Source organism: Amycolatopsis roodepoortensis (assembly GCF_024628825.1).
In the GTDB taxonomy this organism is placed as follows: domain Bacteria; phylum Actinomycetota; class Actinomycetes; order Mycobacteriales; family Pseudonocardiaceae; genus Amycolatopsis; species Amycolatopsis roodepoortensis.
In genome coordinates this window covers 4,959,500-4,985,541 of the sequence record NZ_CP102415.1, presented here as the reverse complement: position 1 = coordinate 4,985,541, position 26,042 = coordinate 4,959,500, and the positions used below count along the sequence as shown (strand labels likewise).

Annotated in this window: 26 protein-coding genes and 2 tRNA genes; 10 read left to right on the top strand and 18 right to left on the bottom strand. The window is 69.1% G+C overall.

Annotated features, from left to right (window positions below; all coding sequences use genetic code 11):
* Positions 1 to 15: 15 nt before the first annotated feature.
* From NQK81_RS23690 to NQK81_RS23665, 6 genes are all read right to left on the bottom strand, one after another.
* Positions 16 to 510 carry an Lrp/AsnC family transcriptional regulator gene (locus NQK81_RS23690; protein WP_005167158.1) on the bottom strand — a complete coding sequence of 165 codons (495 nt, stop codon included), beginning with the start codon at positions 508 to 510 and terminating at the stop codon, positions 16 to 18.
* Between the two features lie 168 nt (positions 511 to 678).
* Positions 679 to 2,022 carry a diaminopimelate decarboxylase gene (gene lysA, locus NQK81_RS23685; RefSeq protein WP_257483306.1) on the bottom strand — a complete coding sequence of 448 codons (1,344 nt, stop codon included), beginning with the start codon at positions 2,020 to 2,022 and terminating at the stop codon, positions 679 to 681.
* 283 nt (positions 2,023 to 2,305) lie between these two features.
* A complete protein-coding gene (locus tag NQK81_RS23680; RefSeq protein ID WP_185927419.1) occupies positions 2,306 to 2,464 on the bottom strand; it encodes a DUF6307 family protein in 159 nt (52 codons plus the stop codon).
* Between the two features lie 9 nt (positions 2,465 to 2,473).
* A complete protein-coding gene (locus tag NQK81_RS23675) occupies positions 2,474 to 2,659 on the bottom strand; it encodes an RGCVC family protein (protein ID WP_126737541.1) in 186 nt (61 codons plus the stop codon).
* Positions 2,656 to 3,681, bottom strand: coding sequence for a fatty acid desaturase family protein (locus NQK81_RS23670; RefSeq protein WP_126737542.1), 1,026 nt, complete (start codon positions 3,679 to 3,681; stop codon positions 2,656 to 2,658). The genes NQK81_RS23675 and NQK81_RS23670 overlap by 4 nt, the downstream gene beginning before the upstream one ends.
* 433 nt (positions 3,682 to 4,114) lie before the next feature.
* On the bottom strand, positions 4,115 to 5,029 hold the full coding sequence (locus NQK81_RS23665) for a dihydrodipicolinate synthase family protein (protein WP_257483305.1): 915 nt from the start codon (positions 5,027 to 5,029) through the stop codon (positions 4,115 to 4,117).
* A 122-nt stretch (positions 5,030 to 5,151) separates the two neighbouring features.
* Here NQK81_RS23665 and NQK81_RS23660 point away from each other — a divergent pair, with 122 nt between their 5' ends.
* Positions 5,152 to 5,535, top strand: coding sequence for a hypothetical protein (locus NQK81_RS23660; RefSeq protein ID WP_257483304.1), 384 nt, complete (start codon positions 5,152 to 5,154; stop codon positions 5,533 to 5,535).
* Between the two features lie 5 nt (positions 5,536 to 5,540).
* Here the strand turns inward: NQK81_RS23660 and NQK81_RS23655 are convergent, their stop codons facing one another.
* Positions 5,541 to 6,011 carry a heme-degrading domain-containing protein gene (locus NQK81_RS23655; protein ID WP_257483303.1) on the bottom strand — a complete coding sequence of 157 codons (471 nt, stop codon included), beginning with the start codon at positions 6,009 to 6,011 and terminating at the stop codon, positions 5,541 to 5,543.
* A gap of 33 nt (positions 6,012 to 6,044) precedes the next feature.
* On the bottom strand, positions 6,045 to 7,274 hold the full coding sequence (locus tag NQK81_RS23650) for a M20 metallopeptidase family protein (protein WP_257483302.1): 1,230 nt from the start codon (positions 7,272 to 7,274) through the stop codon (positions 6,045 to 6,047).
* 76 nt (positions 7,275 to 7,350) lie between these two features.
* Between NQK81_RS23650 and NQK81_RS23645 the strand changes: the two genes are divergently transcribed.
* The 3 genes from NQK81_RS23645 (at position 7,351) to NQK81_RS23635 (ending at position 8,600) form a co-directional block, all read left to right on the top strand.
* A complete protein-coding gene (locus NQK81_RS23645; protein ID WP_197684721.1) occupies positions 7,351 to 7,833 on the top strand; it encodes a tRNA adenosine deaminase-associated protein in 483 nt (160 codons plus the stop codon).
* A 74-nt stretch (positions 7,834 to 7,907) separates the two neighbouring features.
* A complete protein-coding gene (locus tag NQK81_RS23640) occupies positions 7,908 to 8,309 on the top strand; it encodes a nucleoside deaminase (protein ID WP_306856063.1) in 402 nt (133 codons plus the stop codon).
* A gap of 84 nt (positions 8,310 to 8,393) precedes the next feature.
* The gene (locus NQK81_RS23635; RefSeq protein ID WP_126737547.1) at positions 8,394 to 8,600 is read left to right on the top strand and encodes a CsbD family protein; all 207 of its coding nucleotides are present in this window, start codon (positions 8,394 to 8,396) and stop codon (positions 8,598 to 8,600) included.
* 47 nt (positions 8,601 to 8,647) lie between these two features.
* Here the strand turns inward: NQK81_RS23635 and NQK81_RS23630 are convergent.
* Positions 8,648 to 8,735 (bottom strand) — tRNA-Ser (locus NQK81_RS23630).
* Positions 8,736 to 8,777: 42 nt separating this feature from the next.
* Positions 8,778 to 9,323 carry a DUF305 domain-containing protein gene (locus NQK81_RS23625; RefSeq protein ID WP_126737548.1) on the bottom strand — a complete coding sequence of 182 codons (546 nt, stop codon included), beginning with the start codon at positions 9,321 to 9,323 and terminating at the stop codon, positions 8,778 to 8,780.
* Positions 9,324 to 9,417: 94 nt separating this feature from the next.
* Between NQK81_RS23625 and NQK81_RS23620 the strand changes: the two genes are divergently transcribed.
* Positions 9,418 to 9,876, top strand: coding sequence for a limonene-1,2-epoxide hydrolase family protein (locus NQK81_RS23620; RefSeq protein WP_257483301.1), 459 nt, complete (start codon positions 9,418 to 9,420; stop codon positions 9,874 to 9,876).
* A 291-nt stretch (positions 9,877 to 10,167) separates the two neighbouring features.
* On the opposite strand, the gene NQK81_RS23615 is transcribed toward NQK81_RS23620, so the two are convergent.
* Both NQK81_RS23615 and NQK81_RS23610 read right to left on the bottom strand, forming a co-directional pair.
* On the bottom strand, positions 10,168 to 10,350 hold the full coding sequence (locus tag NQK81_RS23615; RefSeq protein ID WP_126737549.1) for a hypothetical protein: 183 nt from the start codon (positions 10,348 to 10,350) through the stop codon (positions 10,168 to 10,170).
* A gap of 125 nt (positions 10,351 to 10,475) precedes the next feature.
* Complete coding sequence (locus NQK81_RS23610) at positions 10,476 to 11,804, bottom strand: BNR-4 repeat-containing protein (RefSeq protein ID WP_257483300.1); 1,329 nt, start codon at positions 11,802 to 11,804, stop codon at positions 10,476 to 10,478.
* Positions 11,805 to 11,961: 157 nt separating this feature from the next.
* Between NQK81_RS23610 and NQK81_RS23605 the strand changes: the two genes are divergently transcribed.
* A complete protein-coding gene (locus NQK81_RS23605) occupies positions 11,962 to 14,439 on the top strand; it encodes a DUF8508 domain-containing protein (RefSeq protein WP_306855990.1) in 2,478 nt (825 codons plus the stop codon).
* A 335-nt stretch (positions 14,440 to 14,774) separates the two neighbouring features.
* Here NQK81_RS23605 and NQK81_RS23600 read toward each other — a convergent pair whose 3' ends face one another.
* The 6 genes from NQK81_RS23600 to NQK81_RS23575 form a co-directional block, all read right to left on the bottom strand.
* Positions 14,775 to 15,146 carry a hypothetical protein gene (locus NQK81_RS23600; RefSeq protein ID WP_126737551.1) on the bottom strand — a complete coding sequence of 124 codons (372 nt, stop codon included), beginning with the start codon at positions 15,144 to 15,146 and terminating at the stop codon, positions 14,775 to 14,777.
* Positions 15,139 to 17,880 carry an FtsK/SpoIIIE domain-containing protein gene (locus NQK81_RS23595; RefSeq protein ID WP_257483299.1) on the bottom strand — a complete coding sequence of 914 codons (2,742 nt, stop codon included), beginning with the start codon at positions 17,878 to 17,880 and terminating at the stop codon, positions 15,139 to 15,141. Before NQK81_RS23595 ends, NQK81_RS23600 begins: the two co-directional genes overlap by 8 nt.
* 15 nt (positions 17,881 to 17,895) lie before the next feature.
* The gene (locus NQK81_RS23590; RefSeq protein WP_016337967.1) at positions 17,896 to 18,141 is read right to left on the bottom strand and encodes a hypothetical protein; all 246 of its coding nucleotides are present in this window, start codon (positions 18,139 to 18,141) and stop codon (positions 17,896 to 17,898) included.
* Between the two features lies 1 nt (position 18,142).
* Positions 18,143 to 18,403: a hypothetical protein gene (locus NQK81_RS23585; RefSeq protein WP_005167132.1), complete on the bottom strand. Its 261-nt coding sequence runs from the start codon at positions 18,401 to 18,403 to the stop codon at positions 18,143 to 18,145.
* Between the two features lie 140 nt (positions 18,404 to 18,543).
* Positions 18,544 to 18,628: transfer RNA gene (locus NQK81_RS23580), tRNA-Ser, on the bottom strand.
* Between the two features lie 72 nt (positions 18,629 to 18,700).
* Entirely contained in the window at positions 18,701 to 19,447 is a 747-nt protein-coding gene (locus NQK81_RS23575; protein WP_257483298.1) for a PP2C family protein-serine/threonine phosphatase, read from the bottom strand.
* Positions 19,448 to 19,524: 77 nt separating this feature from the next.
* Between NQK81_RS23575 and NQK81_RS23570 the strand changes: the two genes are divergently transcribed.
* From NQK81_RS23570 to NQK81_RS23555, 4 genes are all read left to right on the top strand, one after another.
* The gene (locus NQK81_RS23570) at positions 19,525 to 21,195 is read left to right on the top strand and encodes an N-6 DNA methylase (protein ID WP_257483297.1); all 1,671 of its coding nucleotides are present in this window, start codon (positions 19,525 to 19,527) and stop codon (positions 21,193 to 21,195) included.
* Between the two features lie 21 nt (positions 21,196 to 21,216).
* Positions 21,217 to 22,101: a serine/threonine-protein kinase gene (locus NQK81_RS23565; protein WP_257483296.1), complete on the top strand. Its 885-nt coding sequence runs from the start codon at positions 21,217 to 21,219 to the stop codon at positions 22,099 to 22,101.
* Between the two features lie 93 nt (positions 22,102 to 22,194).
* Positions 22,195 to 22,845, top strand: a complete 651-nt coding sequence (locus tag NQK81_RS23560; RefSeq protein ID WP_257483295.1) for a L,D-transpeptidase — start codon at positions 22,195 to 22,197, stop codon at positions 22,843 to 22,845.
* A gap of 122 nt (positions 22,846 to 22,967) precedes the next feature.
* On the top strand, positions 22,968 to 25,955 hold the full coding sequence (locus NQK81_RS23555) for a PQQ-dependent sugar dehydrogenase (RefSeq protein ID WP_257483294.1): 2,988 nt from the start codon (positions 22,968 to 22,970) through the stop codon (positions 25,953 to 25,955).
* Positions 25,956 to 26,042: the final 87 nt, after the last annotated feature.

Sequence of the window (26,042 nt, the reverse complement as noted above, 5' to 3'; positions counted from 1 at the left end):
GCACGGGACGTGCCGTCATCGGGTCAGGTTGCCCCAGGCGTATGTCTGTTTCGCGAGTTTCAGGTAGACCAAGGTCTCCGTGCTGACGACACCCGGGATGGGCCGGATGTCGTCGTTCAGCACACTCAAGAGGTGTTCGTCGTCCCGGCAGGCGACCTCGGCGAGCAGGTCGTAGCCTCCCGCGGTCAGCACGACGTAGTGGACGTCCGGCAATCCGGAGAGCTGGTCGGAGACCGCCCGCGGATCGCCTTGGACCCGGATCCCGACCATCGCCTGACGGCCGAGCCCGACGTTCGCCGGATCCGTGACCGCGACGATCTGCATCGTCTCGTCCCGCAGCAGCCGCTGGACGCGCTGCCGCACGGCGCCCTCCGACAGCCCGACGGCCTTGGCCAAGGCCGTGAACGAGGCCCGCCCGTCGACTTGCAGTAGAGCGATCAGCGTGCGATCGGTATTGTCCAAACCTCTAGGCGTGCGCTGCTCCATCTGCGCGCGTGGTTCGTCACCCATGCCGTCCCTCCCTTTGTTTCGGCATGTGATTCTTGTCGCGCAGCGTATCGATCAATGTCCAGAATGCTACCGCCGTTAAGTTGTTTGTCGCGATTCTCTTTCTCTGCCCCTTAGGGCAAAGGATTCTGTCGCGTGACAGGCCGGGTGCCGAGGATTTCGGACGGCGCCTCAGCCGAGATCGCGTTCGAGCAGGTCCTCCTCGGTTTCCCGGCGGACGAGCAGCGTCGCCCGACCTCGGGAAACACCGACCACCGGAGGCCTGCCGACGAGGTTGTAATTCGATGCGAGCGAGTGGTGGTACGCCCCGGTGCAGGGGACGGCGAGCAGATCGCCGGGGTGGACGTCGTCGGGGAGCGAGAGCCCGTCGGCGAGGACGTCACCCGATTCGCAGTGCCGCCCGACCACCGTCATCGGCCGCCTGGCCGCACGGCTGCGCCTGCCGATCAGGCGAGCGGTGTACGCCGCGCCGTAGAGCGCCGGCCGCGCGTTGTCGCTCATCCCGCCGTCGACGGCGACGAAAGTGCGCGAGCCGCGTTTCACCGCGCAGACCCGGTACACGGTGATACCCGCCGGGCCGACGATGGCGCGGCCCGGTTCGATCGTCAGTTTCGGCAGGGGGAAGCCGTGCGAAGAGCATTCGTAGGCGAGCGCGACCCGCAGACGGCGTACGTAACCGTCGATGTCGAAACCCGGGTCACCGGGCAGATAACGCACGGCGTGCCCGCCGCCGAGGTCCAGTTCGCGCAGGGTGACACCATGGGTCTCGCGGAGCGCGACGAGCACGCCGATCATCTTGCGGGCGGCCAGTTCGTAGAAATCCACCCGCGACACCTGGGAGCCGATGTGGCAGTGCAGCCCGGCCAGCCGGAGCCCGGGCTGCGCGAGCACCGCGGAGACGGCCCGGCCGAGGTTGTCGCGGACCTCCTCGCGCAGCGAGAAGCCGAACTTCTGACCTTCGGTGCCGGTGGTGATCGCCGCGTGCGTGCCCGCCGCGACATCGGGGGTCACGCGGATCAGCACCTGCTGCGCGCCGGTGGCCAGCGCGCCGAGCTGCTCGATCTCGTCGAGCGAGTCCACCACGATCCGGCGGACGCCGTAGGACAACGCCGCCTTGAGGTCTTCGGGGGTTTTCGCGTTGCCGTGCAGCAGGATCCGCTCGGCGGGGAAGCCGACCGACCGCGCCACCGCGATCTCCCCCGCCGAACAGGTGTCGAGGGAAAGCCCTTCCTCGGCGACCCAGCGCAGGACCGCGCGGGTGCACAGCGCCTTGCTCGCGTACGCCACCTCGGCGTCCGGTAGTGCCTTGCGGTAGGCGCGGGCGTTCTGGCGGACTTCGTCCTCGTCGAGCAGATACGCCGGTGTCCCGAACCTCGCGGCGAGGTGGGACACCGGCGCGCCGGCGAACAGCAGTTCCCCGCCGGGCCCGAGCCGGGTGCTCCGTGGCCAGACCCCGGGTTCGAGATGGTCGGCGGCCTCGCAGCCGAGGCTGGGCAGGAGCTCGGTGAGCGTCACGGTTACCTCCGCGTCGATCGGTCAGTGCCTTGTCAGCACAACTCCGATCGACCCGGCGGGGCCGTTCCGGCAACGTCTCCCTGACGCTTCGCGAGACCTCGCTGACGCCTTGTTAACGCGCGGGTAACCCCGGTCACGCTCGTGGGCGGTGATCTTGGGGGGCGTGCCGGCGGTCTCCGCACCCAGGTGTCGCGAAAGCCACTTTCGGGACGTCAGACGTCGCGAAAGTGGCTTTCGCGTCATGCTCCGGCCACGACCACCCAGGCGGCAGGAAGGACACCGCCTAGCGGACGGGCTCCGGCACGGTGTCGAGCGCCCGCACCATGTGCACGGCCAGTGCGAACGCCTTCTCGTTGTCGAGGTCGGTGTGTTCGTTGACGATCTTCTTCACGGTGTCCACCCGGATCTCGTACCGGGAGACGGGGACGGTGTCGGCGTTCATGGTGATCCTCTATTCGGTTGTTTCGGGTTTGGTGGCGCAGGTGCAGCCGCGGCTGAAGCCGCCGGCCGCGGTCGCGGTGCAGAAGCGGCGGGCGATCGCGTCGTGCGCGGACATCGGATGCGGGCAGCTCGGGCACCGGTCGCCGGCGGCGGGCTCGGTCACGACGTCGCCGAGGGAGCGGACGGAGGAGGTCATCGGACACCCACCGGTTGAGCACGCAGCGGCGCCCCGACCTCGTGCAGATGCCGGAGCACGTAGCCGTACGACGCCGCCCAGCCGCACTGCGCGTAGTCGATGCCGTGCTTCGCGCAGAACTCCCGCACGATCACCTGCGCGTGCTTGAGGTTCGGCCGCGCCATGCTGGGGAAGAGGTGGTGCTCGATCTGGTAGTTGAGCCCGCCGAGCGCGAAGTCCACCACCGGGCCGCCGCGCACGTTGCGCGAGGTGAGCACCTGCTTGCGCAGGAAGTCGAGCTTGTGCCCGGCCGACAGCGTCGGCATGCCCTTGTGGTTCGGGGCGAAGGAGCAGCCCATGTACACGCCCCACAGGCACTGGTGCACGGCGATGAAGACGAAACCGACACCGGGCGAGAGGACGACGAACACCGCGGTCAGGTACGCGGCGACGTGGGCCAGCATCAGCGCCGCTTCGAGCTTCCGCCGCTTGAACCCGCGCTGGAACATCGCCGTCACGCTCGAAACGTGCAGGTTCAGGCCTTCCAGCAACAGTAGCGGGAAGAACAGGAACGCCTGGTATTTCGCCATCCAGCGCAGGAAACCACGCCGTTCGGTGCCCTGAGCCTTGGTGAAGATGAGCGCGGCGAGGTTGACGTCGGGATCTTCGTCCTCGTGGTTGGGGTTGGCGTGGTGGCGGGTGTGCGTGCCGATCCACCAGCCGTAGCTCAGCCCGGTCAGTCCACCGTGGACGAAACCGGTGACGTCGTTCGCCTTGCGGCCGCGGAAGATCTGCTTGTGTCCGGCGTCGTGCCCGATGAAGGACAGCTGCGTGAACATCATCGCGAAGAACGCGGCGAGGAACAGCTGCCACCAAGAGTCCCCGAGATGTGCGAAGGCGACCCAGCCGCCCGCGAAAGCCAGCAGGTTCAAGGAGATCTTCACCGCGTAGAACTTTCGGCGCCGGTCGAGGAGGCCGGCGTCTTTGACCAATTTGGACAGTTCGGCGAAATCGCTGCCCTGTCTCGTCTGTGTGGAGGTCATGGTGCATCACACCGTTCTGGTTCGTGAAAGTGGACAATCCAGCAACGGGTTCACAAACACCGAAAGGGTCTGGTTCGGCCGAGAAGAGGCACTGGTACCACAACACGCCACGGTCGCTCCGTGGCCTGCCTCCAGTGTTCCACGGCGGCGGAGCGGAAGCAATTCACCAAAGCTGCACGATCTGGCGTACAGTCGAAGACATCGAGGGAAATTTCCCCCGGTTCCGTCCGGTCGCGAGAATCGATCGGAGACAGGAGCACCGGCCAGACATCGTTCTTCGCGCTCATGGTCCCACCGGCCTCGCCGGTGAGCAGCCGCCCGCCGCGCACCAGCGCGCCCCGAGGCGCCCATCCGGGCCACGCCGCGATCGTCGATGGCCACGACCTCTGACCTGTCACCGTGTCCGCACCCGCCCCAGTGGGTGCGGACGCGGTCAGAAAAACGTCAGCGCCGCGCGGACCCGCTCTCGTTCCGCGCCGGTCAGCGCGCGGCTCGGCGGACGGACGTCGGCGCGGCACAAACCCAGCTGTGCCAACGCTTCCTTCACCACGCTCACGTTGTTGGCGTTGCCGTCCGCGGCCCGTAACTCCTCGAACGGCCGGACGCGTTCCCAGCAGGCCATCGCGCCGCGGAAGTCACCATCGCGGAGTGTGCGGAACATCTCCAGCGAGAGCGACGGCGCGACGTTCACCAAACCCGACGTGAACCCCGTCGCGCCGACGGCGAAGTAACCCGGCGCCGACAGCTCCGCCAGCCCGGCGATCCACGTGAAGCGATCGATCCCGGCGTCCCGCGCCACCGACGCGAACCGCACCGGATCCGGCACCGCGTACTTCACCCCGATGACGTTCTCCGCCGCGTCGGCGAGCCTCGCCAGCCGCTCGCCGTCGATCCGCGCGTCGCGCACGTACGGCACGACACCCAGCTCCGGGACCGCCGCCGCGATGGCACGGTGGTACTCGACCCAGCCCTCCGCCGAGACATACGGATGCACCGGCTGGTGGATCATGATCAGGTCCGCGCCGGCTTCGGCGGCGTGCCGCGCCGCGGCGATCGCCGTCCGGACGTCGTGCCCCACTCCGGCGACCACGCTCGCCCGGCCCGCCGCGGCCTTGACCGTCAGCTCGAGGCAGAGCCGGGTCTCGGCCTCGTCCAGCGCGTAGAACTCGCCGGTGTTCCCGTTCGGTGTCACGACGCCGGCCCCGCCGTCGATCACCCGGTCCACCAGTTTCGCGTAGGCGTCCGGATCCACGGCACCGTCGGCGTCGAACGGCGTCACCGGGATGGCCACGACCCCGGACAGCCGCCGTTTCCGCTCGTCGAAGCGCGAAGAGGAGGTCACTGGCATGCCCTATCTGATATATGATGTGACATTCAACGGTAGCACGGGAGACGTGCCGGACGGTCGTCCCGAAGGTCGGGACAACCGTCCGAAGCAACCTCGAGGGCCGGTCCGCGCGTACTTCCGGTATGCGAAGACGGCGGCTCTGGGCGACCCCGGCGAAACTGGTGCTGTTCGGTCTGGTGCTCGTGTTCCTGAACGCCTCCTGGGGCCCGCCGGCGTTGGGCGACGCGTTCACGTTCCGCCTGGGCGCCTGGACGGTGCTTTCGGACGAAGACCTGCGCCTCGCCTATCTGGCGGTGCTGGACGAGCGGTGCCCGATCGGGGAGATGTGTGCTTCGCCGGGGCGCGCGATCGTGACGATGTCCTACGCCCGGCCGTCGACCGGCCCGGCGGTGTCGTTCACGATGGACGTGGTCGCGGCCGAGGGGGCGGCTTTCGGGGGCTACCGGGTCGACTACGCGGATCTCTCGCCCAGTGCCGACTTCCTCACCTTGCGCCTCGGCCGCTAGCCCGATCAGGACCGTTCGGCGAGGAAGATCTCCAGCTGCTCGACGACGAACGCGTGGTCCTCGGCCTGCGGCAGGCCCGAGACGCCGACGGTGCCGACCGGGCCGGCACCCTCGACGATCACCGGGAACACGCCGCCGTGCGCGGCGTAGAGATCCGGGTCGAGCCGGGAATCGGCCTCGAACGTCGTGCCCTTCGCGCGGAACTGCTCGCCGACGAGAAACGAGCTGTGCCCGTACCGGTCGACGACGCGGCTCTTGCGGTCGATCCACGCGTCGTTGTCGGCCGAGGTGCCCGGCAACGCCGCGTGGAACAGCCGCTGCCCGCCGCGGCGCACGGAGACCGTCACCGGGAGGGCGCGGTCCCGTGCGGCCGCGAGCAGGTGGGCGCCCAGCTCCAGCGCGGTCTCGTTGTCGAACCGGCGGAAGACCAGGCGCTCCTCCTGCGCGGCCAGGACGGCCAGGGTGTCATCGCTCATGCCACCCATTAAATCAACGCTGTTGTGTAATGGCTAGCGAAGGGCGTCCAGCGCGAAGGCGGCGTACATCGCGACGCCGTTGGCCATCGCGTCCTCGTCGAAGACCACGCGGTTCGAGTGGTTCGCCTCGACCGTGGCCAGGTCGGCGTCGGGCGGGCAGGCGCCCAGGAACGCGAAGGCGCCCGGAACCCGCTGCAGGACGTAGGAGAAGTCCTCCGCGCCCATCACCGGGTTCTCCATGACCTCGGAGTTGCGGGCGCCGAGGACCTCGGCCGCCAGGTCCAGCACGCGCGCCGCGACCTGGGGGTCGTTCACCGTCACGGGGTAGCCGGGGAGGACTTCGGCGCTCACGCGGACGCCGTGCGCCGCGCCGACCGCCTCGCACACCTTCGGCAGCTCCTCGCGGACGAACGCCTGCGTCCGCTCGGACAGCGTGCGGATCGTGCCCTCCAGGAACGCCGTCTCCGGGATGATGTTCGTCGTGGTCCCGGCCTCGATCCGGGTGACCGAGACCACCGCGGGCTCGAACACGCTGACCTTGCGGGTCACCATCGTCTGCAGCGCGCTCACCATCGCGGCCGCCGCCGGCACCGGGTCGATCGCCTGGTGCGGCGCCGAGCCGTGCCCGCCCCGGCCGGTGACGGTGACGTGGAAGCTGTTCGCCGACGCCATGATCGGCCCAGGCCGGGTCTGCACGATGCCCGACGCGACCTGGGTGAAGATGTGCAGGCCGAACGCCTTCTCGACGCGTTCGCCCGAGGCGTCGAGCACGCCCTCGTGGATCATGTGGCGCGCGCCGTGTTCGCCCTCCTCGCCGGGCTGGAACATGAACACCACCGACCCGGCCAGCTCGTCGACGTGCTCGCTGAGCAGCCGCGCGGCCGACGCCAGCATCGCGATATGGGTGTCGTGCCCGCAGGCGTGCATCGCGCCGTCGTCCTCGGAGGCGAAGTCGAGGCCGGTGTCCTCGTGCAGCGGCAGCGCGTCCATGTCGCCGCGCAGCAGGATCGCCGGGCCCGGCTTCCCGCCGCGGAGGACGGCGGTCAGCGAAGTGGTCGATTTGCCCTCGATGATCTCGAGCGGCAGGCCGTCGAGGGCCGCCTTGATCGAGGCCTGGGTTTTCGGCAGGTGGAGCCCGATCTCCGGATTCCGGTGGATCTCCCGGCGGAGCTCTACGGTTTTCGTCTGGAGCGCGCGGGCTTCCTCCAGCAATCCGGCGAAGCGGGCGTCGGGGAGGGTGGGCAGGTCGGTGGGTCCGGTCATGTCTCGATAGTGGCGCATGCGGCGCTTCGGGCGCACCGTGCGTGCGTTCCGAATGCGGGCGGAATACGGTGTGCGCATGGCGGTGCAAGAGCCGATCACGGGGTTCGCGGTGGCCGTGGTGCGGGAGGACGGTCGGTGGCGGTGCAGTTCCCTTGATCCGGGGGCGCTCGGCGAGCTCGACGCTGCGATCACCGAGCTCGGCAAACTGCGTTCGACAGGGGCCGCGTTCGGCCTGCTCGCGGTCGACGACGAGTTCTTCGTGATCGTCCGGCCGAGCCCGAGAGGGCCCTCCCTGCTGCTGTCCGACGCCGCCGCGGCGCTCGACTACGACATCGCCGCGGACGTCCTCGACGTGCTGAGAGTCGACCCCCCGGACGAGGACGACGACGCGGTCTGGCCGGAAGGCGACCTGGAGATCCTGTCCGACCTCGGACTCCCCGGGGCCGAACTGCAGGTGATCGTCGGCGAGGTCGACCTCTATCCGGACGAACAACTCCAGATGGTCGCGCAGCGGTGCGGATTCGCCGCCGAGTTCACGAAGATCCTGGACGAGATCTGAGCCCCGCAGCCTCCGCCGCCGACATCGCCGCCGTCCGGGCGGCGATCGCCGCGGCGCGAGGTGCGGGCGACGACGTGCCGATCGGCGCCGTCGTGCTGTCGCCGGACGGGACCCCGCTCGCCTCCGCGCGCAACGCCCGCGAAGAACTCGGGGACCCGACGGCGCACGCGGAGATCCTCGCGCTGCGGGCCGCGTCCGAGATCTACGGCGACGGCTGGCGGCTCGAAGGTTGCACGCTCGCCGTGACGCTGGAGCCGTGCACGATGTGCGCCGGCGCCCTCGTGATGGCCCGGGTCGCGAAGGTCGTCTTCGGCGCTTGGGAGCCCAAGACCGGGGCCGTGGGGTCGCTGTGGGACGTCGTCCGCGACCGGCGGCTCAGCCACCGCGCGGAGGTCGTCGGCGGCGTGCTGGAGGCCGAATGCGCGGCCCTGCTCGAAGAGTTCTTCCACGGGCAACGGGGTAACCGCACCGGGTGACAGATGTGTCGGATCCCGTGGCCCGGGTAACCCGGAGACAGGCGGTCGCAAACGGCGGCCGCAGTCGAAGGAGGAACATCCGCCATGAGCGTTTTCGACAAGGCGAAGGACAAGGCCGAACAGGCCATCGGCGCCGCCAAGGAGAAGCTCGGCGAGAAGACCGGCAACTCCGACCTCGCGAACTCCGGCCGGGCCGACCAGACCGAAGGCCAGGTCAAGGAGACCGGGCACGACCTGCGCGACCGCGCGGAAGGCGGCGTGCAGGACCTCAAGGACAAGTTCAACAAGTAGTCCCGGACGCAGAAGAGCCGGTCTCCGTGGAGACCGGCTCTTCGCTGCGGTGGCGGTGGGATTTGAACCCACGGACGGGTATTAACCGTCACACGATTTCGAGTCGTGCTCCTTCGGCCGCTCGGACACGCCACCGCCGAGAACAATACCGGAGGGTCTTCCGGGGCCTTCAGGGGGTCAAGGAAGCTGCGCGGTGATCTCGTCGATCGCCGCCGTCTGGTTCTCCACGATCTCCTGTGCCAGCGCTTTCGTCTCGGGGTGCTCGCCCGAAGACAGCACGGTCTTGGCCATCGCGACGCCGTTGCGCAGGTGTTCGGCCATCAGCGGGAGCCACACCTTGTCGAACTCGGCGCCCGACAGATTCTGCAGCGAGGCGACCTGCCCCTCGGTGATCATCCCCGGCATCGCGTGCCCGGCGTGACCCGCCGCGGGCAGGACGGCCGCGTTCCAGGACTGCAGCCAGCCGGTCATCGTCTGGACCTCCGCCGACTCGGCCTTGACGATCTTGGCGGCGGTGGCCTTCACGAACTCCGAGGCCGACCGGTCCGAGGCCAGGTTCGCGACCTGGATCGACTGCTGGTGGTGCGGGACCATCTGCTGGGAGAAGGTGATGTCGGCCTGGTTGGCGCCCGGTGCCGCCGGTGCGGCGCCCGTGGCCGTCGAACAGCCCGCGAGCACCCACACGACCAGCCCGAACAGTGCCATCGGCAGTCGCCGTCGCATCGATACCTCCGTAGTCAGGGGAAAACCGGCCCCTCCGCCCGGTGATACGGCTGTGACCTTCCGGCGGTTCAAAATCGGATTAGCCTTGGCAGGCATGACGGATCCGAAGACAGTGGTGACCGGTTTCCTTCAGGCCCTCGAAGAGTTCGACATCGATCGGGCGCTCGGCTTCGTGGCGATCGACATCGTCTATCAGAACGTCCCGCTGCCGCCCGCCCGCGGCCTTTCCGCGGTGGAGAAGCAGTTGCGCGCCATGGCCCGCTACGGCAGCGGGTTCGAGGCGCGCACCCACCACATCGCCGCCGACGGGCCGATCGTGCTGACCGAGCGCACCGACGTCCTGCGGCGTGGCTCGTGGGAGGCGGAGTTCTGGGTGTGCGGCACGTTCGAAGTGCGTGACGGCCGGATCGTGCTGTGGCGCGACTACTTCGACTGGACGACGTTCCTGGCCGCGAGCGCGAAGGGCGCGGGCAAGGCGGCGGTCGCCGGCGCGAAGTCGCTCATCGGGAAGTACAAGACGCGGCAGAACCTCGTGAGCGGTAAGGACGGTTAGAACCGTCCTTACCGCTCACGAGGCGGAACACAGGTTGCGGGCCCAGCCGCGGCACAGGCACGTTGCGAAAGCCACTTTCGCAACGTCCGTACGCCACCTGCCCCGAGCGCCGGGATGTCGCGAAAGCCACTTTCGGGACGTCAGGTGTCCCGAAAGTGGCTTTCGCGACATCCCGGCGGCTCGGACCGTCCTTGCCGCTCACAAGGCGGAAATGACACACCGCCGGTGTACGGGCCCCGTCCTCCCCCGACGGGTCCCGTGCACCGGCGGTGCGCCCCCAGTTCCCCCTGCTCACCCTCCCCGGTGAGCGTCGAGAAGCCGTTCGCTCAAGTCAGCCTCGCGCAGTACGGCGTCGAGCCGCGCGCCGCCGAAATGGGCCACCGGCCGTCCGCCGCGTTCCCGGTCGCGCAGATCGACGGCCAGTGCGATGCTCAGCAGCAGAACCAGTGCCGTACCGACGATGAGCCAGTTCATCGGACACCTCCTCCGGCGACGTGAGCCGAGGATTTGTGTCCTCGCTCACGTCGCCAAGGTAGCTCCGGAATTGCCGGGTTGTACCCCGACTTGAGGTTCATTTAAGGCAGCGGAACACCAATGGGCTATTTGCGCGGGGCTCCCGCGACATAAATGTCACCGTCGGCCACGGAGACGTCACGGGCACTGGACGCGCCGGTCGCCAGAATGCGGGCCGGATCCCGGAAACCGGTGATCACTTCGACGCGCTGGACCGGTTTCGGTGTGGTGATCAAGGTTTCCGGCTTCCAGACGCGGCCGTTCTCGAGCAAGAACGTTTCGATGCCCGGCTTTCCGTCACGTGTTCCGTAAACGCGCCAGGTGCCGCCATTGAGCTGTTCGATCTCGCGCAATCGGAGCCCGTTCGCGACTTCGCGCACTTCCCAGTTCCGGCCGTTCCACGCGCCCGCGAAATCGCGCGGCGAGCCGGCGGCGTCGAACTGGAACCAGGTGACGAACGGTTTGCCGTCACGCTGGGTGCCGACCTGCAGGATGTAGTCCGGCGACTTGAGCCCGCCGGGGAGTTCGAGCGGCGTTTCGACGACCTTGAGGTACCGCTCCTGTTCGGCGTCGTCCACCTGCGTGCCGAGGTCGTGGCCCGCGGCGGAGAAGAAGCGCAGGGTGCGGACGTCGAACGACAGGTAGTAGACGTTCCGGTGGTAGACGTCGTGCTTGTGCTGGCCGGGCCCGCCGCCCGCGAGCGTGTAGACGAACTGGATCCGCCCGGACGACGGCAGGTACCGAAGCTGCCCGACGTAGATCTCGTCCATGTGGTCGGCCCGGCCCAGCGAGCCGAACGCCCACGGCTTCCCGGTCAGCCGCACGGAGTTCTTCCACGTCTTACCGTGGTCGCGGGAAACGAGGTACTTCATCGGGCGGAAGTCGGAGTCCGCCGCCGGATCCAGTTCCTTCGTGGTCTCCCGGTAGAACAGGAACAGCGTGCCGTCGACGGTCTTCACCGGCATCGGGTAGCTCGCCGCGGCACCCTCGGGGACCTCGACGTCGGTCCAGGTGCCGTCGAGGGAATGCGCGAGCGGCGCGCGGCTGAGCACGGTCCGCTTGTTGTGCATGCCGCGGAAGATCAGCAGATGCCCGTCGCCGGCCAGCAGCATCGTGGGGTAGTTGTGCGGATCGGACTCGCCGTCGGCGATCTTCTTCGGCGCCGTCCAGGCGCCGGTCCGGTGGTCGTAGGCCTGGACGTAGGTGTCCGCGGCCTTGCCGGACCACGAGATGAAGGTCTTGCGCGCGACGGGGTCGAAGATCCCGCCCGCGTTCGGCCGCCGGTCGGTGCGCGACGCGACCGTGCTCGCCGGGGTCATCACTTCGAACGCCGCCTTTTCCGGTGGCTTGGCGGCCGCCGGGGGAACGGGGATCACGAGACCGGCCGCGACGATCGCGCAAAGCAGTCTGCGCATGAAGACGCCTCCTGGTGCGTAACAGGCGGCGGAGCTCGATCTTCGCACGCGAGGGTCCGAACGGGCTAGCGGTGACGAATCGTTGCCTTGTCGTCTTCCTCATTTCACTTGTTCGGGGGAGTATGCCTCGACCGATCTTGTGAAAAGGGGACTCAGCGTGACCATTTCCCGACGTGCCGCCCGGAGACGGGCCCTGACCGTGGCCGTCGCCTCCGGCCTGGTCGTGAGCGGCATCACCGCTCCGGCCGCGCTCGCCGCGCCCAGCGCCGACGCCGTGATCGCCGAGGTCTACGGCGGTGGCGGCAACTCGGGCGCCACGCTGACCAACGACTTCGTCGAACTCGCCAACCGCGGCACGGCCGCCGTGAGCCTCGACGGCTTCAGCGTCCAGTACGCGCCCGCGTCGGGGAACAGCTGGCAGGTCACGCCGCTGACCGGCAGTGTCGCCGCGGGCGCGCGCTATCTCATCGCGCAGGCGAAGGGCTCGGGCGGCACCGTCGCGCTGCCGACGCCGGACGCAACCGGCTCGCTGGCGTTGTCCGCCACCGCGGGCACCATCGCGCTCGTCCAGGGCACCGCGGCCCTGACCTGCAAGACGGCCGCCGACTGCGCGGCCGACACCCGGATCAAGGACCTGGTCGGCTTCGGCGCGGCCGCCGTCATCCGCGAGGGATCCACGGCGCCGGCGCCGTCCAACACCGCCTCCGTCGCCAGGGGGACGACGCTCGCGGATACCGACGACAACGCCGCCGACTTCACCTCGGGCGCGCCCACCCCGACCAATGCCAAGGGTGAGACGCCGGGCGAGACCGGCCCGCCGCCGGTCGACGCGAAGATCCACGACATCCAGGGCACCACCCGGATCTCGCCGTTCAAGGACCGGAAGGTCGCCGGGGTCACCGGCGTCGTGACCGCGATTCGGACCTTCGGTTCGGCGCGCGGGTTCTGGCTCACCGACACCGCGCCCGACGCCGACCCGCGTACGAGTGAGGGCCTGTTCGTCTTCACCGGCTCGACGACGCCCGCCGTGGCCGTCGGCGACGCGGTGACCGCGGGCGGCACCGTCCGCGAGTTCTACCCGGACGCTCCCGCGACCTCGCCGTACCAGTCCCTCACCGAGCTGACGAGTGCACAGTGGACGGTCCAGTCGAGCGGGAACGCTTTGCCCGCGCCGACCGTCGTCTCGCCGGACACGGTCCCGGACACCGTCGCCCCCGCGCCGGGCGGCAACATCGAGCCCCTGCCGCTGGAGCCGGCGAAGTACTCGCTGGACTTCTGGGAGACCCACGAGAGCGAGATCGTCAGCGTCTCCGACGCGCGCGTCGTCGGCCCGACGTCGTCGTTCAACGAGCTTTACGTGACCACCAAGCCGAAGCAGAACCCGAGCGTCCGCGGTGGTGCGGTGTACCTGGACTACGACCGGCTCAACACCGGCGTGCTCAAGGTCGCGTCGCTGATCCCGTTCGCCCAGCAGCCGTTCCCGAAGGTCAACACCGGCGACGTGCTCACCGGCGAGACCTCCGGCCCGGTCGAGTACAGCAACTTCGGCGGCTACACGCTGTTCGCGACGAAGCTGGGCGCCGCCAAGGACAACGGGTTGCAGCGCGAGAGCACCCGCGCGCAGCGCAGCGGTGAGCTCGCCGTGGCGACCTACAACGTCGAGAACCTGTCCGCTTTGGACAGTGCGGAGAAGTTCGGGGAGCTGGCCAAGGCCGTCGTCGGCAACCTGGCGAAGCCGGACATCCTGAACCTGGAAGAGATCCAGGACAACAACGGGCCGGCGAACGACGGCACCGTCGCCGCCGACCAGACGTTGCGGAAGTTCGTCGACGCGATCGTCGCCGCCGGCGGCCCGCGATACGAGTGGCGCCAGATCGACCCGGAGAACGGCAAGGACGGCGGCCAGCCGGGCGGCAACATCCGCGTCGGCTTCCTGTTCAACCCGGCGCGGGTGTCCTTTGTCGACCGGCCGGGTGGTACCGCGACCACGCCCGTCGACGTGGTCAAGGAACGCGGCAAGACCCACCTGACCGTCTCGCCCGGCCGGGTCGAGCCAGGGAACGAGGCGTGGGAAGCCAGCCGCAAGCCGCTGGTCGGCGAGTTCGTCTTCAAGGGCCGCACCGTGTTCGTCATCGCGAACCACTTCAACTCCAAGGGCGGCGACCAGCCGACCCACGGCCGCAACCAGCCGCCGGTCCGGAGCTCCGAGGTGCAGCGAGCCAAGCAGGCGACCGTGCTCCGTGGCTTCATCGACAAGCTGCTCGCGTCGGACAAGAACGCGAACATCGTCGTGGCGGGTGACCTGAACGACTACCCGTTCTCGCCCGCCGTCGAGACGCTGACCGCCGGTGGCGCGCTGAAGGACCTCATCGCGACGCTGCCCGAGAACGAGCGGTACAGCTACGTTTTCGAGGGCCAGTCGCAGGTGCTGGACCACATCCTGGCGTCGAGGGCGCCGCGCGGTCTCGACTACGACGTCGTCCACCTGAACGCCGAGTTCGCGAAGCAGGCGAGCGACCACGACCCGCAGGTGCTCCGGTTCCGGCCGAGCGCGGGCAACCCCGTCCAGGACGCGTTCCACGACCTGGCGGACTACCTGGAGAAGGTGCTCGGCCCTTACCTGCCGAAGCCGTAACTTTCCCGCGTGAAGGCCCCCTTCCCTCGGCTCAGCCGAGGGAAGGGGGCCTTCACGCGAGTTGCGCCCCGACCCACGCGAGTTACGCCCTCAATCACGCGAGTTACGCCCTCGAACACCCGTGTCGGCCGCCCAGTCACGTGTGTCGTCCGTCCGATCGCGAGTCTCCTCCATCGAGTACGCGTGATCGGAGGCGTAACACACATGATTGGGGACGTAACTCACGTGCTTGGAGGCGTAACTCGCGTGATCAGGGGGCGCACACTCGTGATTGGACGGCGAACTCGCGTGATTGGAGGGACGCCTCGCGTGATCGGGGGGACGACGCGCGGGGGTCAGGAGCGTTTGGCGCGCCAGCCGAGGGAAAGCACCGCCTGCACGAGTTCCTGGTAGCTCGGCTTGACCTCTTCCAGGTACTTCTCCAGGTAGCCGGGCCGCGCGGTCGGCACCGGGCGCGGGGCCTCGTCGTCGGGCAGCCACGAGAGGCCCTCGACGTTGTGCTGCGCCATCTTCCACCAGCGCGTGCACCGGTCGACGGCGCGCTGCTCGCGTTCGGCGGCGTCCGCGACGGCCTGGTGCGCCTCGGCCAGACGCGCCTCCAGTTCGTCCGCGCGGCCGATCTCCCAGTTGCGCAGGTTCTCCGCTGAAGCGCGCGCGAGGCCGACGATCTCCTTGTACCGCATGGCCGCGGTGATGCCGTCATCCATCGAGAAGTCCTTCCGGACGCTGGAACGGGATGATCACCTCAGGGGCACCGTGGGTGGTGCGGTCGAAGAACAGCGCCCGCCCCGGCCGCGGTGACCAGTGCACGACCTGGCCGGCGGCGAACGGCGACAGTTCGTTGCCCTGGACGTCCAACGCCGCCCAGGTCCCGATGTCGTCCGTGCCCGCGAAACCGAGCGTGTCCTTCAGCCGCGCGATGCTGCGCCACCAGCCGATGGTGTGGACGCCGTGCGTCGGGCCCTGCTTCAGCAAGACCCGCAGCTGATCCAGACCGCTCTTGAGCTGTCCGGGCGCCTTCGCCTCCAGCGCGGGGATCGACGCGTCGACGCCGTACAGCAGCAGTACCCGTGCTTTGTCTAAAGAGGACAGATTCTCCGCGATATCGATTACCCGGCCGGGCAGATCGTCGACAAGGGTGGCCTCGTGTCCGTCCGCGCGCAGCCGCTCGGCCAGCTCCTCCACGGCGGGGACGGACGCCTCGATGGGGCACGAGAGCACGAACTCCACCGAATCGCAGTGATACTGGCGGGCGAGCGATCGGGCGGCGGAGTCCATGATGGACAGTGCTTCCGCGGTCGCCGCACCGAGGACGGCGACGTTGCGTCCCGGAGCCTTCGGCAGCTCGACACCGCAGGCGGCCTCGTCGACGTCGATGGACTGCCCGAGCAGCGCCCGCGGCCGGTCGGTCGGCTTCAGGTCCGCGAACGCCGGGAACTGTTCCAGCACCGGGGAATGCGCCCCGTCGAACAGCCGTGGCCGCTTGAAAGACTCCGAGTATCGCTCCCAGAGCCGATGCTGCAGCTTGTTGAAGACGTCCTTGGTGCTCGCGTCCGGCACGTGGGCGAGCTGGTTCCCGTGCGCCACCCCGGAATCGTGGTTGATCACCGCGTGCCACTTGGGCGCCGAGACCGCCGCGTTGTTGGTCTCGGCCAGCACACGCCGCGCCTTCGGCATCGCGATCCGCAGCGTGCACTGCTCGAACACCGCCGGTTTGCCCCAGAAGGCCTCGATCCCGGCGACGTCCTGGCTCGCCAGCACCAGGTGGATACCCTGCGACCGGCCTCGCCGCGCGATGTCCTCCAGCAGCTGGGTCGCGGTCGCCGTCACGCTGTCGCGGCCGGCGAACAGGTACTGGAATTCGTCGATCACCGCGACGATCCGCGGCCAGTGCCCGCCGGGATCCTGTTCGCGCAGGTCCGAGAGGTTGGTGACCTCGTGCAGTTTCGCCGCGGCGGACCGGCGGCGCAGCTCGTCGGCGAGGAAGCGCAGCAGTGCCAGGCCGAACTCGCGGTCGGTGTTGACGTTGACCCCGATGAGCTTGGCGTGCGGCAGCCAGCTGGCGTCCCGCCGTCCCGGCGCGAGCCCGGCGAACGACACGCCCTCCTTGAAGTCCAGCAGGTACAGCGCGAGCTCGTCCGGCGAGTACCGCGCCGCGAGGCTGCCGAGCAGCGAGTACAGGAAGTTCGTCTTCCCCGAACCGCTCGGCCCGCCGATGAGCACATGCGGGCTGGCGTCGCCGATGACGACCTCCACCGGCTCACCCTCGAAGAACCCGACCGGCGCCCGCAGCTCCCGCGCCGAGCTTTCCTTGCCCAGTTCGGTCGGCAGGAGGTCGGCGAACGCGCGCGGCCCGCCCTGTTTGGCGATCAGCGCCTCGGCGATCCGGCCGGCGGCGCGGATGACCTGCCCGGACGGCATCGGCGGATCCAGGTCGACGACCAGGTCGGGGCCGGTCATGCTGCTCTTCGCGTGCCGCTCGTCGTACAGGCTCAGCGATTCGACCGAAGTCGACAGCATGGTCGGCACGTCGATCAGGATCAGGCAGATCCCGGCCGCGAGCGCCCCGGTGGCGACCCGTTTCAGTTCGCGGGCGCGTTCCGGTTCGAGCGTTTCGCCGTTGCCGTAGAGCACCGCGACGCGGAACGGTTCGACGCGCTGGCCGCTCGCCCGCCGGATCTCCCGCAGCGACGTGTGCCCCGCCTGCATCCCGGTCGCGTGGATCCGGCGGATGTGGCCGGCCAGTTCGTCGAGGAGGTCTTCGAGCCGTCCCGGGTCGTACAGCGTGAGCGCGCTCGTGCGGCTCAGCGGATACAGGTCGGGCAGGATCGCGGTCAGCTGCCCGACGTCCCACAGGTGGACGCGCACGGCGCCGGGTTCGAACGTGCTCAGGATCCGCATCAGCAGGTTCTGCACGATGCCGTCCACCGCGGCCCTGGTCTTGGGCGCCGACGTGATGGACAGATGCGACTCGTCGAGCAGGGGCACCGCGACGTCGAACGTGCGCGGGACGTCCTTGCCCGAAACGGTCGCCGAGCCGACGCGCCATAGCCCCGGCGCGGTGATGCCGGGATTCCCGCCGACGCGGCCGAGCCAGTTGCCAGGCGGCTGGCTCGCGGGCCCTGGCGCGTTGTGCGCGACGAGTTCGCGCAACGCGTTCGGGCCCGCTTCCCAGTCCGCGTAGAACTGGCCGCGCACGCTGCCGAGCAGGCCGAACACCTCGTTCGCGGCGGGATGCCGGGACCATTCGGCGTACTGGTCCGAGGTGGAGTTGTTCATCCCCACCCGGACTATGTGCTGCTCCAGTTCGAGTTTGGCCAGCTCCGCCTCGGCGGACTGGCGGGCGCCGGCGGCGGCGCCGAGGACGAGGCCGATCTGGTGCCGGACCCGCTCGAGCGCCGTAACGACGCGATTGCGCTGTTCACTCGCTTTGCTGCCCATACCGGCTCGCCGATCTCAGAGGCGGGATTGGTAACCGCTGACCAGGTCGTCAGCGGCGGAAAGGCGCGTCAGGAGGTTTTCCATTCCCTCGTCGGCCTGCGCCAGCTGCGGCGGCACCCATGGCACGGCTTGGGCCTGGGGTTCCACGATGGCGCGCCGGGACTCTTCGAGCAGGCTCCTGGCCCGCTCCGCGTGAGCGCGTCCGTCGGCGAGGCCGGTTTGGACGGCCGTCAGCAGCTGGTGCAGCTCCTCGAGGTACATGTCAGAGACGGGTCGAGTACGACTCGGCCGACGAGATGCCCGCCTGGATGGTGCTCTGCATCCCGGTGATGCCCTGCAGGGCCTCGGCGAGGAGCCCGTGCGCCTGGCTCACCTCGTGCTGGGTGCTGCCCTGGGTGGCCTGGGAAAGCGAAAGCTGGGCTTCTTCGAGAGACTGCGCTGCCTGCTGAAGTGCGGCGATGCTCGCGGATGCCTTCTCGTTCGCGAGCGCGATACCAGCGCGGATCTCTTCGACTCCGGCCATTTTGGCGGACTCCTTGGGACGTCGGGGGCTGGAACGACCACTGTTAAACTTAGCGTGATCAACTGACTCTGTTAAGTGAAGGTCCTGCTAAGTAATCAACAAGGCCCCGGACGTCGGAACGTCCGGGGCCTTGCTGACGGCGGAGGATACAGGATTCGAACCTGCGAGGGCGTGAACCCAACACGCTTTCCAAGCGTGCGCCTTAGGCCGCTCGGCCAATCCTCCGTGGGGAACTTTACCGGATGCCCTTCCGCCCCCTCGAAGGCGGGTCTGACCTGCGCTTGCGGCTTCGCGGGCTCAGGCGGGCGCGGGTGCGAGAACGTCGGCCACGACGCAGGTGATGTTGTCCGGCCCGCCGCCTTCGTTGGCCAGGTCGATCAGCCTCGGGACGGTCTCCGCGGGATCTTGGAAGGCGCCCAGGACCTCTTTGATAACGGTTTCGACAACCGTTGCCGTTAACCCGTCCGAGCACAGCAGGAGACGGTCTCCGGGCGCGGCGTCGAAGGTCCAGATGTCCGCTTCGCCGCTGCCGGTGCTCAACAGCGCCTTCATCAACAGCGAGCCGCGCGGGTGTCCCTCGACCTCCGACGGGTCGATGCGCCCGTCGTCCGCGAGGGCCTGCGCGAGCGTGTGGTCGCGGGTGAAGCGCTGAAGCGTGCCGCCGCGCAGCAGGTAGCCCTTCGAGTCGCCGATGTGGGCGGCCGTGAAGTGGGAGCCGTCGAACAGCACGGCCGTCAGCGTGGTGCCCATGCCCCGCGTCTCGGGCTCCTGCTCGGCCGTCGCCGCGAGCCGGTCGTCGATGGCGCGGAGGCCGCCGGTGAGGATCTCCACCAGGTCGACGTCCGCGAGGTCGAAACCGTGGAGGTCCTTGTCGAGCCGGGACAGGACGCCCACCGCCTCGGCGCTGGCCACCTCGCCGTGCGGCTGGCCGCCGATACCGTCGGCGACGGCCAGCATCCTGGTGCTGGCGTAGACCGAGTCCTGGTTGACCTGGCGGCGCCGCCCGACGTCGGAGCCGGCGGCGTACCGAAGGGTGTACCTCATGGGACCCAGTAAAGCAGTTGTGTACTGAGTTCACAAACAAAGGGCTGGAATAGTCCGCTGTCGGTTACGATGCGGCGATGGAGGAGCAAGCCACCGTCACCGCGGCGGACATCGCGCGGATCGCCGGCGTCGGCCGCGCCGCCGTCAGCAACTGGCGCCGACGTTACGGTGATTTTCCGCCGCCCGTCGGCGGGACGGCGTCGAGCCCCTTCTTTTCCCTGGTCGCCGTCGAAAAGTGGCTGCGTGAGCGGGGGAAACCGGTCGAGATCTCGCTCGGGGACCGGATCTGGCAGCGGCTGCGGAACCTCGGCGACGACCTGGCGCTCGGTGACCGGGTCGGCCGGGTGGGGTCGTACCTGTCGCGGCGGCACGCGTGGACCTTTTCGCCGCGTTACGACGACGCCGAGCTGCTCGAACTGCTGGACCGCTTCGCCGCTGAGCGGGGCGCGCGCGAGGCCTTCGAGTTCCTGTGCGAGCGCTACGTCGAGGCGCACTCCCGGCAGCTGTCCGTCACCCCGGAGCCGGTGGCCGAGCTGATGTCCCGGCTCATCGGTCCCGCGCCCGGCGTGGTGCTCGACCCGGCGTGCGGCTTCGGGACGCTGCTGCTCGCCTCCGGCGGGACCCGGCTGCTCGGCCAGACCGGCGATCCGGCGACCTCGTGCATCGCGGCGCACCGGCTGCTGCTCGCGGGCGCGGACATGGAGATGTACGGGGCGGACGCCCTGTCGATGGACTCCTTCGAGGGGGTTCTCGCGGACGCCGTCGTCTGCGATCCACCGTTCAACGAACGGGAATGGGGCTACGACGAACTCGTCGGCGACCCGCGCTGGGTGTACGGCCAGCCGCCGCGCGGCGAACCGGAACTGGCCTGGGTGCAGCACTGTCTCGCGCACGTGAAACCCGGCGGGCCGGTCGCGATCCGGATGCCGCCCGCCGCCGCCGGACGCCGCACCGGGCGGCGGATCCGCGGGAACCTGTTGCGGGCCGGGGCTTTGCGCGCCGTGGTCACGGTCGGCGGCGCGGATCTCTGGCTGCTGCGGCGTCCGGAACCCGGGGAGCGGCCGCCGTCCCGGCTGCTGCTGGCGACCGATCCGTCCACTGTGGAGGAATACCTGCGTGGCGTGGATGTGCCGGGCACGGTCCGGATCATCGATCTGCTCGACGAGGAGATCGACCTTTCCCCCGCGCGGTACCAGGATCGGGACGAACACGCGGGCGAAGCCTTTCTCGAGGTCCGCAGGTATTTCGAGGGAATCCGGCCGGAACTGCCGTCGCTCGCGGTGTCCGAAGAGAAGCCCTCGTACGTCACGATCGGCGAGCTGCTGAAGTCCGGCGTGCTCACCGTGCCGGAATCGGTGGAAGAGGGGGACGTGGTCGCGTCGCCCTCCGTGCCCGCGTATGTCCACAGTGGAGAGACGATCGAGGTCGAACCGACGATGTCGAAGTACCGCACCGATCCTGACCGGCTGGACGCCGCCTTCCTCGCCGGGTGCCTGCGCGCGGCGGGGCAGATCGCGCCGACCTCTTCGACGAGGATCGACCTCAAGCGCACCCGGATCCCGCGCCTGCCGATCGAGACGCAGCGCGCCCACGGGGTGGCGTTCACCCGGCTCGCCGCCTTCGAAGCTGCCCTGCGCGAGGCGGCGGAATCGGGCCTGGAGCTGGTGAGGCTAGGCTTGACGGGACTGACTGAGGGCCAGCTCAAGCCGGAGACTGGACAGGCGCCGGAAGCGAAGCTTCTCCATTGAGGGTGGTGGTGGGGGGACGAGGTGTTGATCGCGGACCGTTACGAACTCGACGAGCTGCCGCTCGGGCGAGGTGGGATGGGCGCGGTCTACGCCGGCCACGACCGGCATCTCGGCCGCCGCGTGGCGGTGAAGTTCCTCGGGCTTCCCGGCGGTCCCGACGCCGAGCTCGAACAACGGTTCATCCGTGAGGCGCGGATCCTCGCGACCTTGGAACACGCGGGCGCGCCGACGCTCTACGACTTCGGCACCTACGACGAGCGGTTGTACCAGGTCATGCAGTTCATCGAAGGCGTGACCGTCGCCGATCTCGCCGCCGAACACGGTCCGCTGCCGGTGCCGTGGGCGGCCGCGATCGCCGCGCAGGCGTGCGCCGTGCTGTCCGCCGCGCACGCGCTGTCCATCTGCCATCGCGATCTCAAACCCACCAACCTGATGCTGTGCCCCGACGGCAGCGTGAAGGTGCTCGACTTCGGGCTCGCGATGCTGCGCGAGACCGACGTCGCCCAGTTCACCCGCGCCGGGCAGATCCTCGGTACTCCCGCGTACATGGCGCCCGAGCAGATCCAGCGCGGGATCGCCGGGCCACGCAGCGATCTGTACGCGCTGGGCTGCGTCCTGCACGAAATGCTGACCGGCAGGCAGCTGTTCACCGGGCCGACGGCGTACGCGGTGTTCGAGAAACAGGTCAAGGAGAGTCCGGCCGAGGTGGACGGTGTCCCGCGTGGACTGAACGACCTGCTCGCGGATCTGCTGGAGAAGGACCCGGAACGGCGCCCCGCCGACGCGGACGAACTATTCGGCAGGCTGGCCGGATTCGCGCGGGACCTGCCGCCGCTGCCGGGATACCTGGACGAAGGCGCCAATCCGGGCCGGATGTACGCGCGGGTCGTCGGCCGCGTGCCCTGAGACGTGATCGTGACCATCCGATCAACAACCCCGGGCGGGTGAGCTCCGTCTTTACCCATGTCGGACGGACTACGGACAACGGGGGTACGGGTCGTGAAGAAGATCCTGGTGGGGGTGACCGCACTGGCCACCGCGCTGGTGCTGACCGCGTGTTCCGGCAACACCGGTGGCGGCGCGCCCGGCGGCGGTGGCGTCGCTCAGGGCGGGACCACGACCACGTCGGCGCCGTCTGTGTCGTCTCAGACACCGTCGACCTCGTCCGCGACGCCGACACCGACACCGAGCAGCAGCAGTTCCACGCCGAAGCCGACGCCTTCCAAGCCCAAGCCGACGCCGAAACCCACGCCGAAGCCGGCGCCCAAGCCCGCTCCGAACGCCGCCGACGTTCCCTGCAAGGCCGCGCTGGCCTCGCCGGGGGTGAGCGCGTGCGTCGACCTCTCGGCGCTGAAGACGTGGTTGCTGCAGGACGGCAAGGTCATCTACGGCCCGGTCAAACAGCTCCCCGGCAAGAAGGGGTACGCCACGCCGACGGGCGTCTTCCACGTTTCGGCCAAGGTCAAGAACTACCACTCGAAGCAGTTCGACGCGCCGATGCCGAACTCCGTGTTCTTCCTGCCGGGTATCGCGTTCCACACCGGCAGCCTCTCGGTGTATTCGCACGGCTGCATCCACCTGTCCGCGGCGGCTTCGCAGAAGTACTTCACGTTGCTGCAGAAGGGCGGCGTCGTACAGGTCGTGCCCTGATCGCTCCACCGCGTGACGATCATTGCGGTTCGATTGCTTTGAGATAAATGAAAGCTCCCGACGGCAATGACTTCCCCGCTTCCGGCGACGTGCCATGACACGCCGGAAGCAGGGAAGTACAGATGATCAGAAGCCGGGTACTCGTTCGCCTGTTCGCCGCACTGTCGGTTTCAATCCTGCTTCTCCCTGGATGGGTGGGCGCGCCGGAAGCGGCGGCGGCGCCCACCCTGCCGTCGGGTTTCGTGCTGCGTGACCAGCCGAGTGGTCAAGCCGCCTTCGATCTGACGGATTTCGCTTATCTGCCGGACGGTTCGGTGCTCAGCACCGGCAAGAGCGGCAAGGTCGCCTGGGTGCCTCCCGGTGGTCCGGCGCGGACGATCGCGAACCTTCCCGTCCACGACCACAGCGACCTTGGCCTCGTCGGCTTGGCCGTCGCACCGGATTTCGCCACCTCGCGCCAGATCTACCTCACGTGGTCGTTCGACACCTCCGGTGGCGGGTTCACCATGCGGGTGGCGCGCTGGACGGTGACCGGCACGGACGTCCCGACGGGGCTCGCGAACGAACGGGTGCTCGTCGACCTCCCCGGGTTCCACGAGGTCCACGGCATCAGCGGGCTCGTCGCGGCGCCCGACGGGACCTTGTGGATCTCCATCGGCGACGCCGCCGACTTCACCCGCGTGGATCCCGGCGCGCTGCGCTCGCTCGACCTCGATCAGCTCTACGGCAAGATCCTGCACGTCACCCCGGACGGCGCCGGCGTCCCCGGCAACCCGTACTACTCGGCCGCGGCGCCGAACGCCAATCGTTCCAAGGTCTTCGCCGGCGGTTTCCGCAGCCCGTTCCGGTTCTCCCTGGACCCGCGACTCGGCCTCCCGGTCGTCGGGGACGTCGGCTGGAACACCTGGGAAGAGGTGGATGTCGTGCGGCCGGGGGCGAACCACGCCTGGCCCTGCTGGGAAGGAAACGCCCCCACGCCGGGATATTCCGGGCTCGCCGGTTGCGCGGGAGTGGTCAACACGGCGCCGATCACCGCGTACCACCACGGTTCCGGTGCCGACGAAGGGAACAGTGTCACCGCCGGGATCGTCTACAGTGGATCGTCCTATCCGGACGAATACCGCGGCGCGTTCTTCTTCGGGGACTACGTCACGCAGAAGATCTGGACGATGACCTACGACAGCCAGGGCAGGCTCGTCCGCGCGCCCGAGCGGCCACCGAAGTTCACCGGCGTCGGCGGCCCGGTCAAGTTCGCGGCCGCGGCCAACGGGGACATCGTCTTCGCCGACATCCACACCGGGAACCTGCGGCGGCTCAGCTATCCGGGGACGAACGCCGAACCGGTGGCGGTGGCGGCGTCGAGCACCGAACCGTCGACGAGGACGGTGACCTTCGACGGCGCCGGTTCCTACGATTTCGACGGCGATCCGCTGACGTACCACTGGGATTTCGGCGACGGCACGAGCCAGACCGGTGCCCGCGTGACCCATGCCTACGGGGCCGGGGTCGAACGGGCGTCCGCGCGCCTCACCGTCACCGACCGGCTCGGCGCGTCCGCGAGCACCGACGTCGTCGTGGTGCCCGGAAACCATTCCCCGGAACTCGCGATGACGGATCCCGGTTCGCGGACGTTCGCCGTCGGGGAACCGGTCGCCGTCGAGGCGGCGGCCACGGACGCCGAGGATGGCGCGCTGCCGGTCTCGTGGACGACGCTGATCCGCCATTGCCCGGAGGAGTCGACCTGCCACGCGCATCCCGGTTCGCCGGGCGGCGGAACGGCTTTCACCGTGCCCTTCACCGAGCACCAGGACTCCCGGATCGAGATCACCGCGACGGTGACCGACAGCGCCGGCGTGACGGCGAGCAGGACCTACGTCGCCATGCCGCGCGAACACCGGTTGTCCCTTGCCTCGAGTGTCCCGGCGGCGGTGAGCATCCCGGCGGAAGGCGGGGTCAACACCGCGATGGTGACCGAAGGCGCGACGTTCGAGGTCGTGGCGGACGAGATCGCCGCCGACGGCGTTTCGAAGTTCGCGAGCTGGTCCGACGGGAGGACCACGCGCACGGTGACCGTCACCGTCCCGGCGGGCGACCTGACCCTGACCGCGAACTACCTCACCCCGATCGACCAGCGCTACCAGGCGGAACCCGCGCTGCGGCAACGGCTCGGCGCGCCCACCGGGCCCGAGGTCGCCGACGGGCCCGTGCGCTACCGGCCGTATGCGAACGGCAGGCTCTACTGGAGCGCCGAGACCGGAGTGAAGCAGATCGAGGGCGACATCCTGGCGCGGTATCTCGCGCTGGGCGGGCACCGGACGTTCGGGCCGCCCGCGACCGACGAGACCGCCACGCCGGACGGCGTCGGCCGGTACAACCACTTCCCGTACCGTCCGGGCCCGGGGCTGTCGTCGATCTACTGGACCCCGTCGACCGGCGCGCACGCGGTGTACGGACGGATCAGGGTCAAGTGGGCGGCGCTCGGGTGGGAGCACGGGCCGATGGGGTACCCGACGACTGACGAAATGGGTACGCCGGACGGTGTCGCCCGCTACAACCATTTCAGCAAGAACGCGTCGATCTACTACACGCTGCAGACGGACGCGCGTGCGGTCTGGGGTCGGATCCGGGTCAAGTGGGCCGCGCTCGGCTGGGAGCACGGTCCGATGGGATACCCGACCACCGACGAGACGGCCACGCCGGACGGTATCGGCCGGTACAACCACTTCACCAAGGGGGGGTCGATCTACTGGACGCCGTCGACCGACGCGCACGGGATCTACGGGGCGATCCGGCAGCGCTGGGCGGCGCTCGGCTGGGAGCACGGGCCGATGGGCTACCCGACCACCGACGAGTCGGGCACGCCGGACGGTGTCGGCCGCTTCAACGACTTCACCAAAGGCGGTTCGATCTATTGGACGCCATCGACCGGCGCGCAGGGGGTCTACGGGGCGATCCGGCAGCGCTGGGCGGCGCTCGGCTGGGAGCGGTCGTACCTGCGCTACCCGACGACGGACGAATTCGGCATCCCCATCGGACGGCGGAACAACTTCCAGGGCGGTTACGTCACCTGGAACCGGAGCACGGGCCAGGTGATCGACCGACGGTGGTGATTACGGTTCAATCAAGCCACTCGAAAGAGTGAAATGTCCAGGTGGGCCCGGTCGATGGGATGTTCGACTGGGGAAAGGGGCCCACGC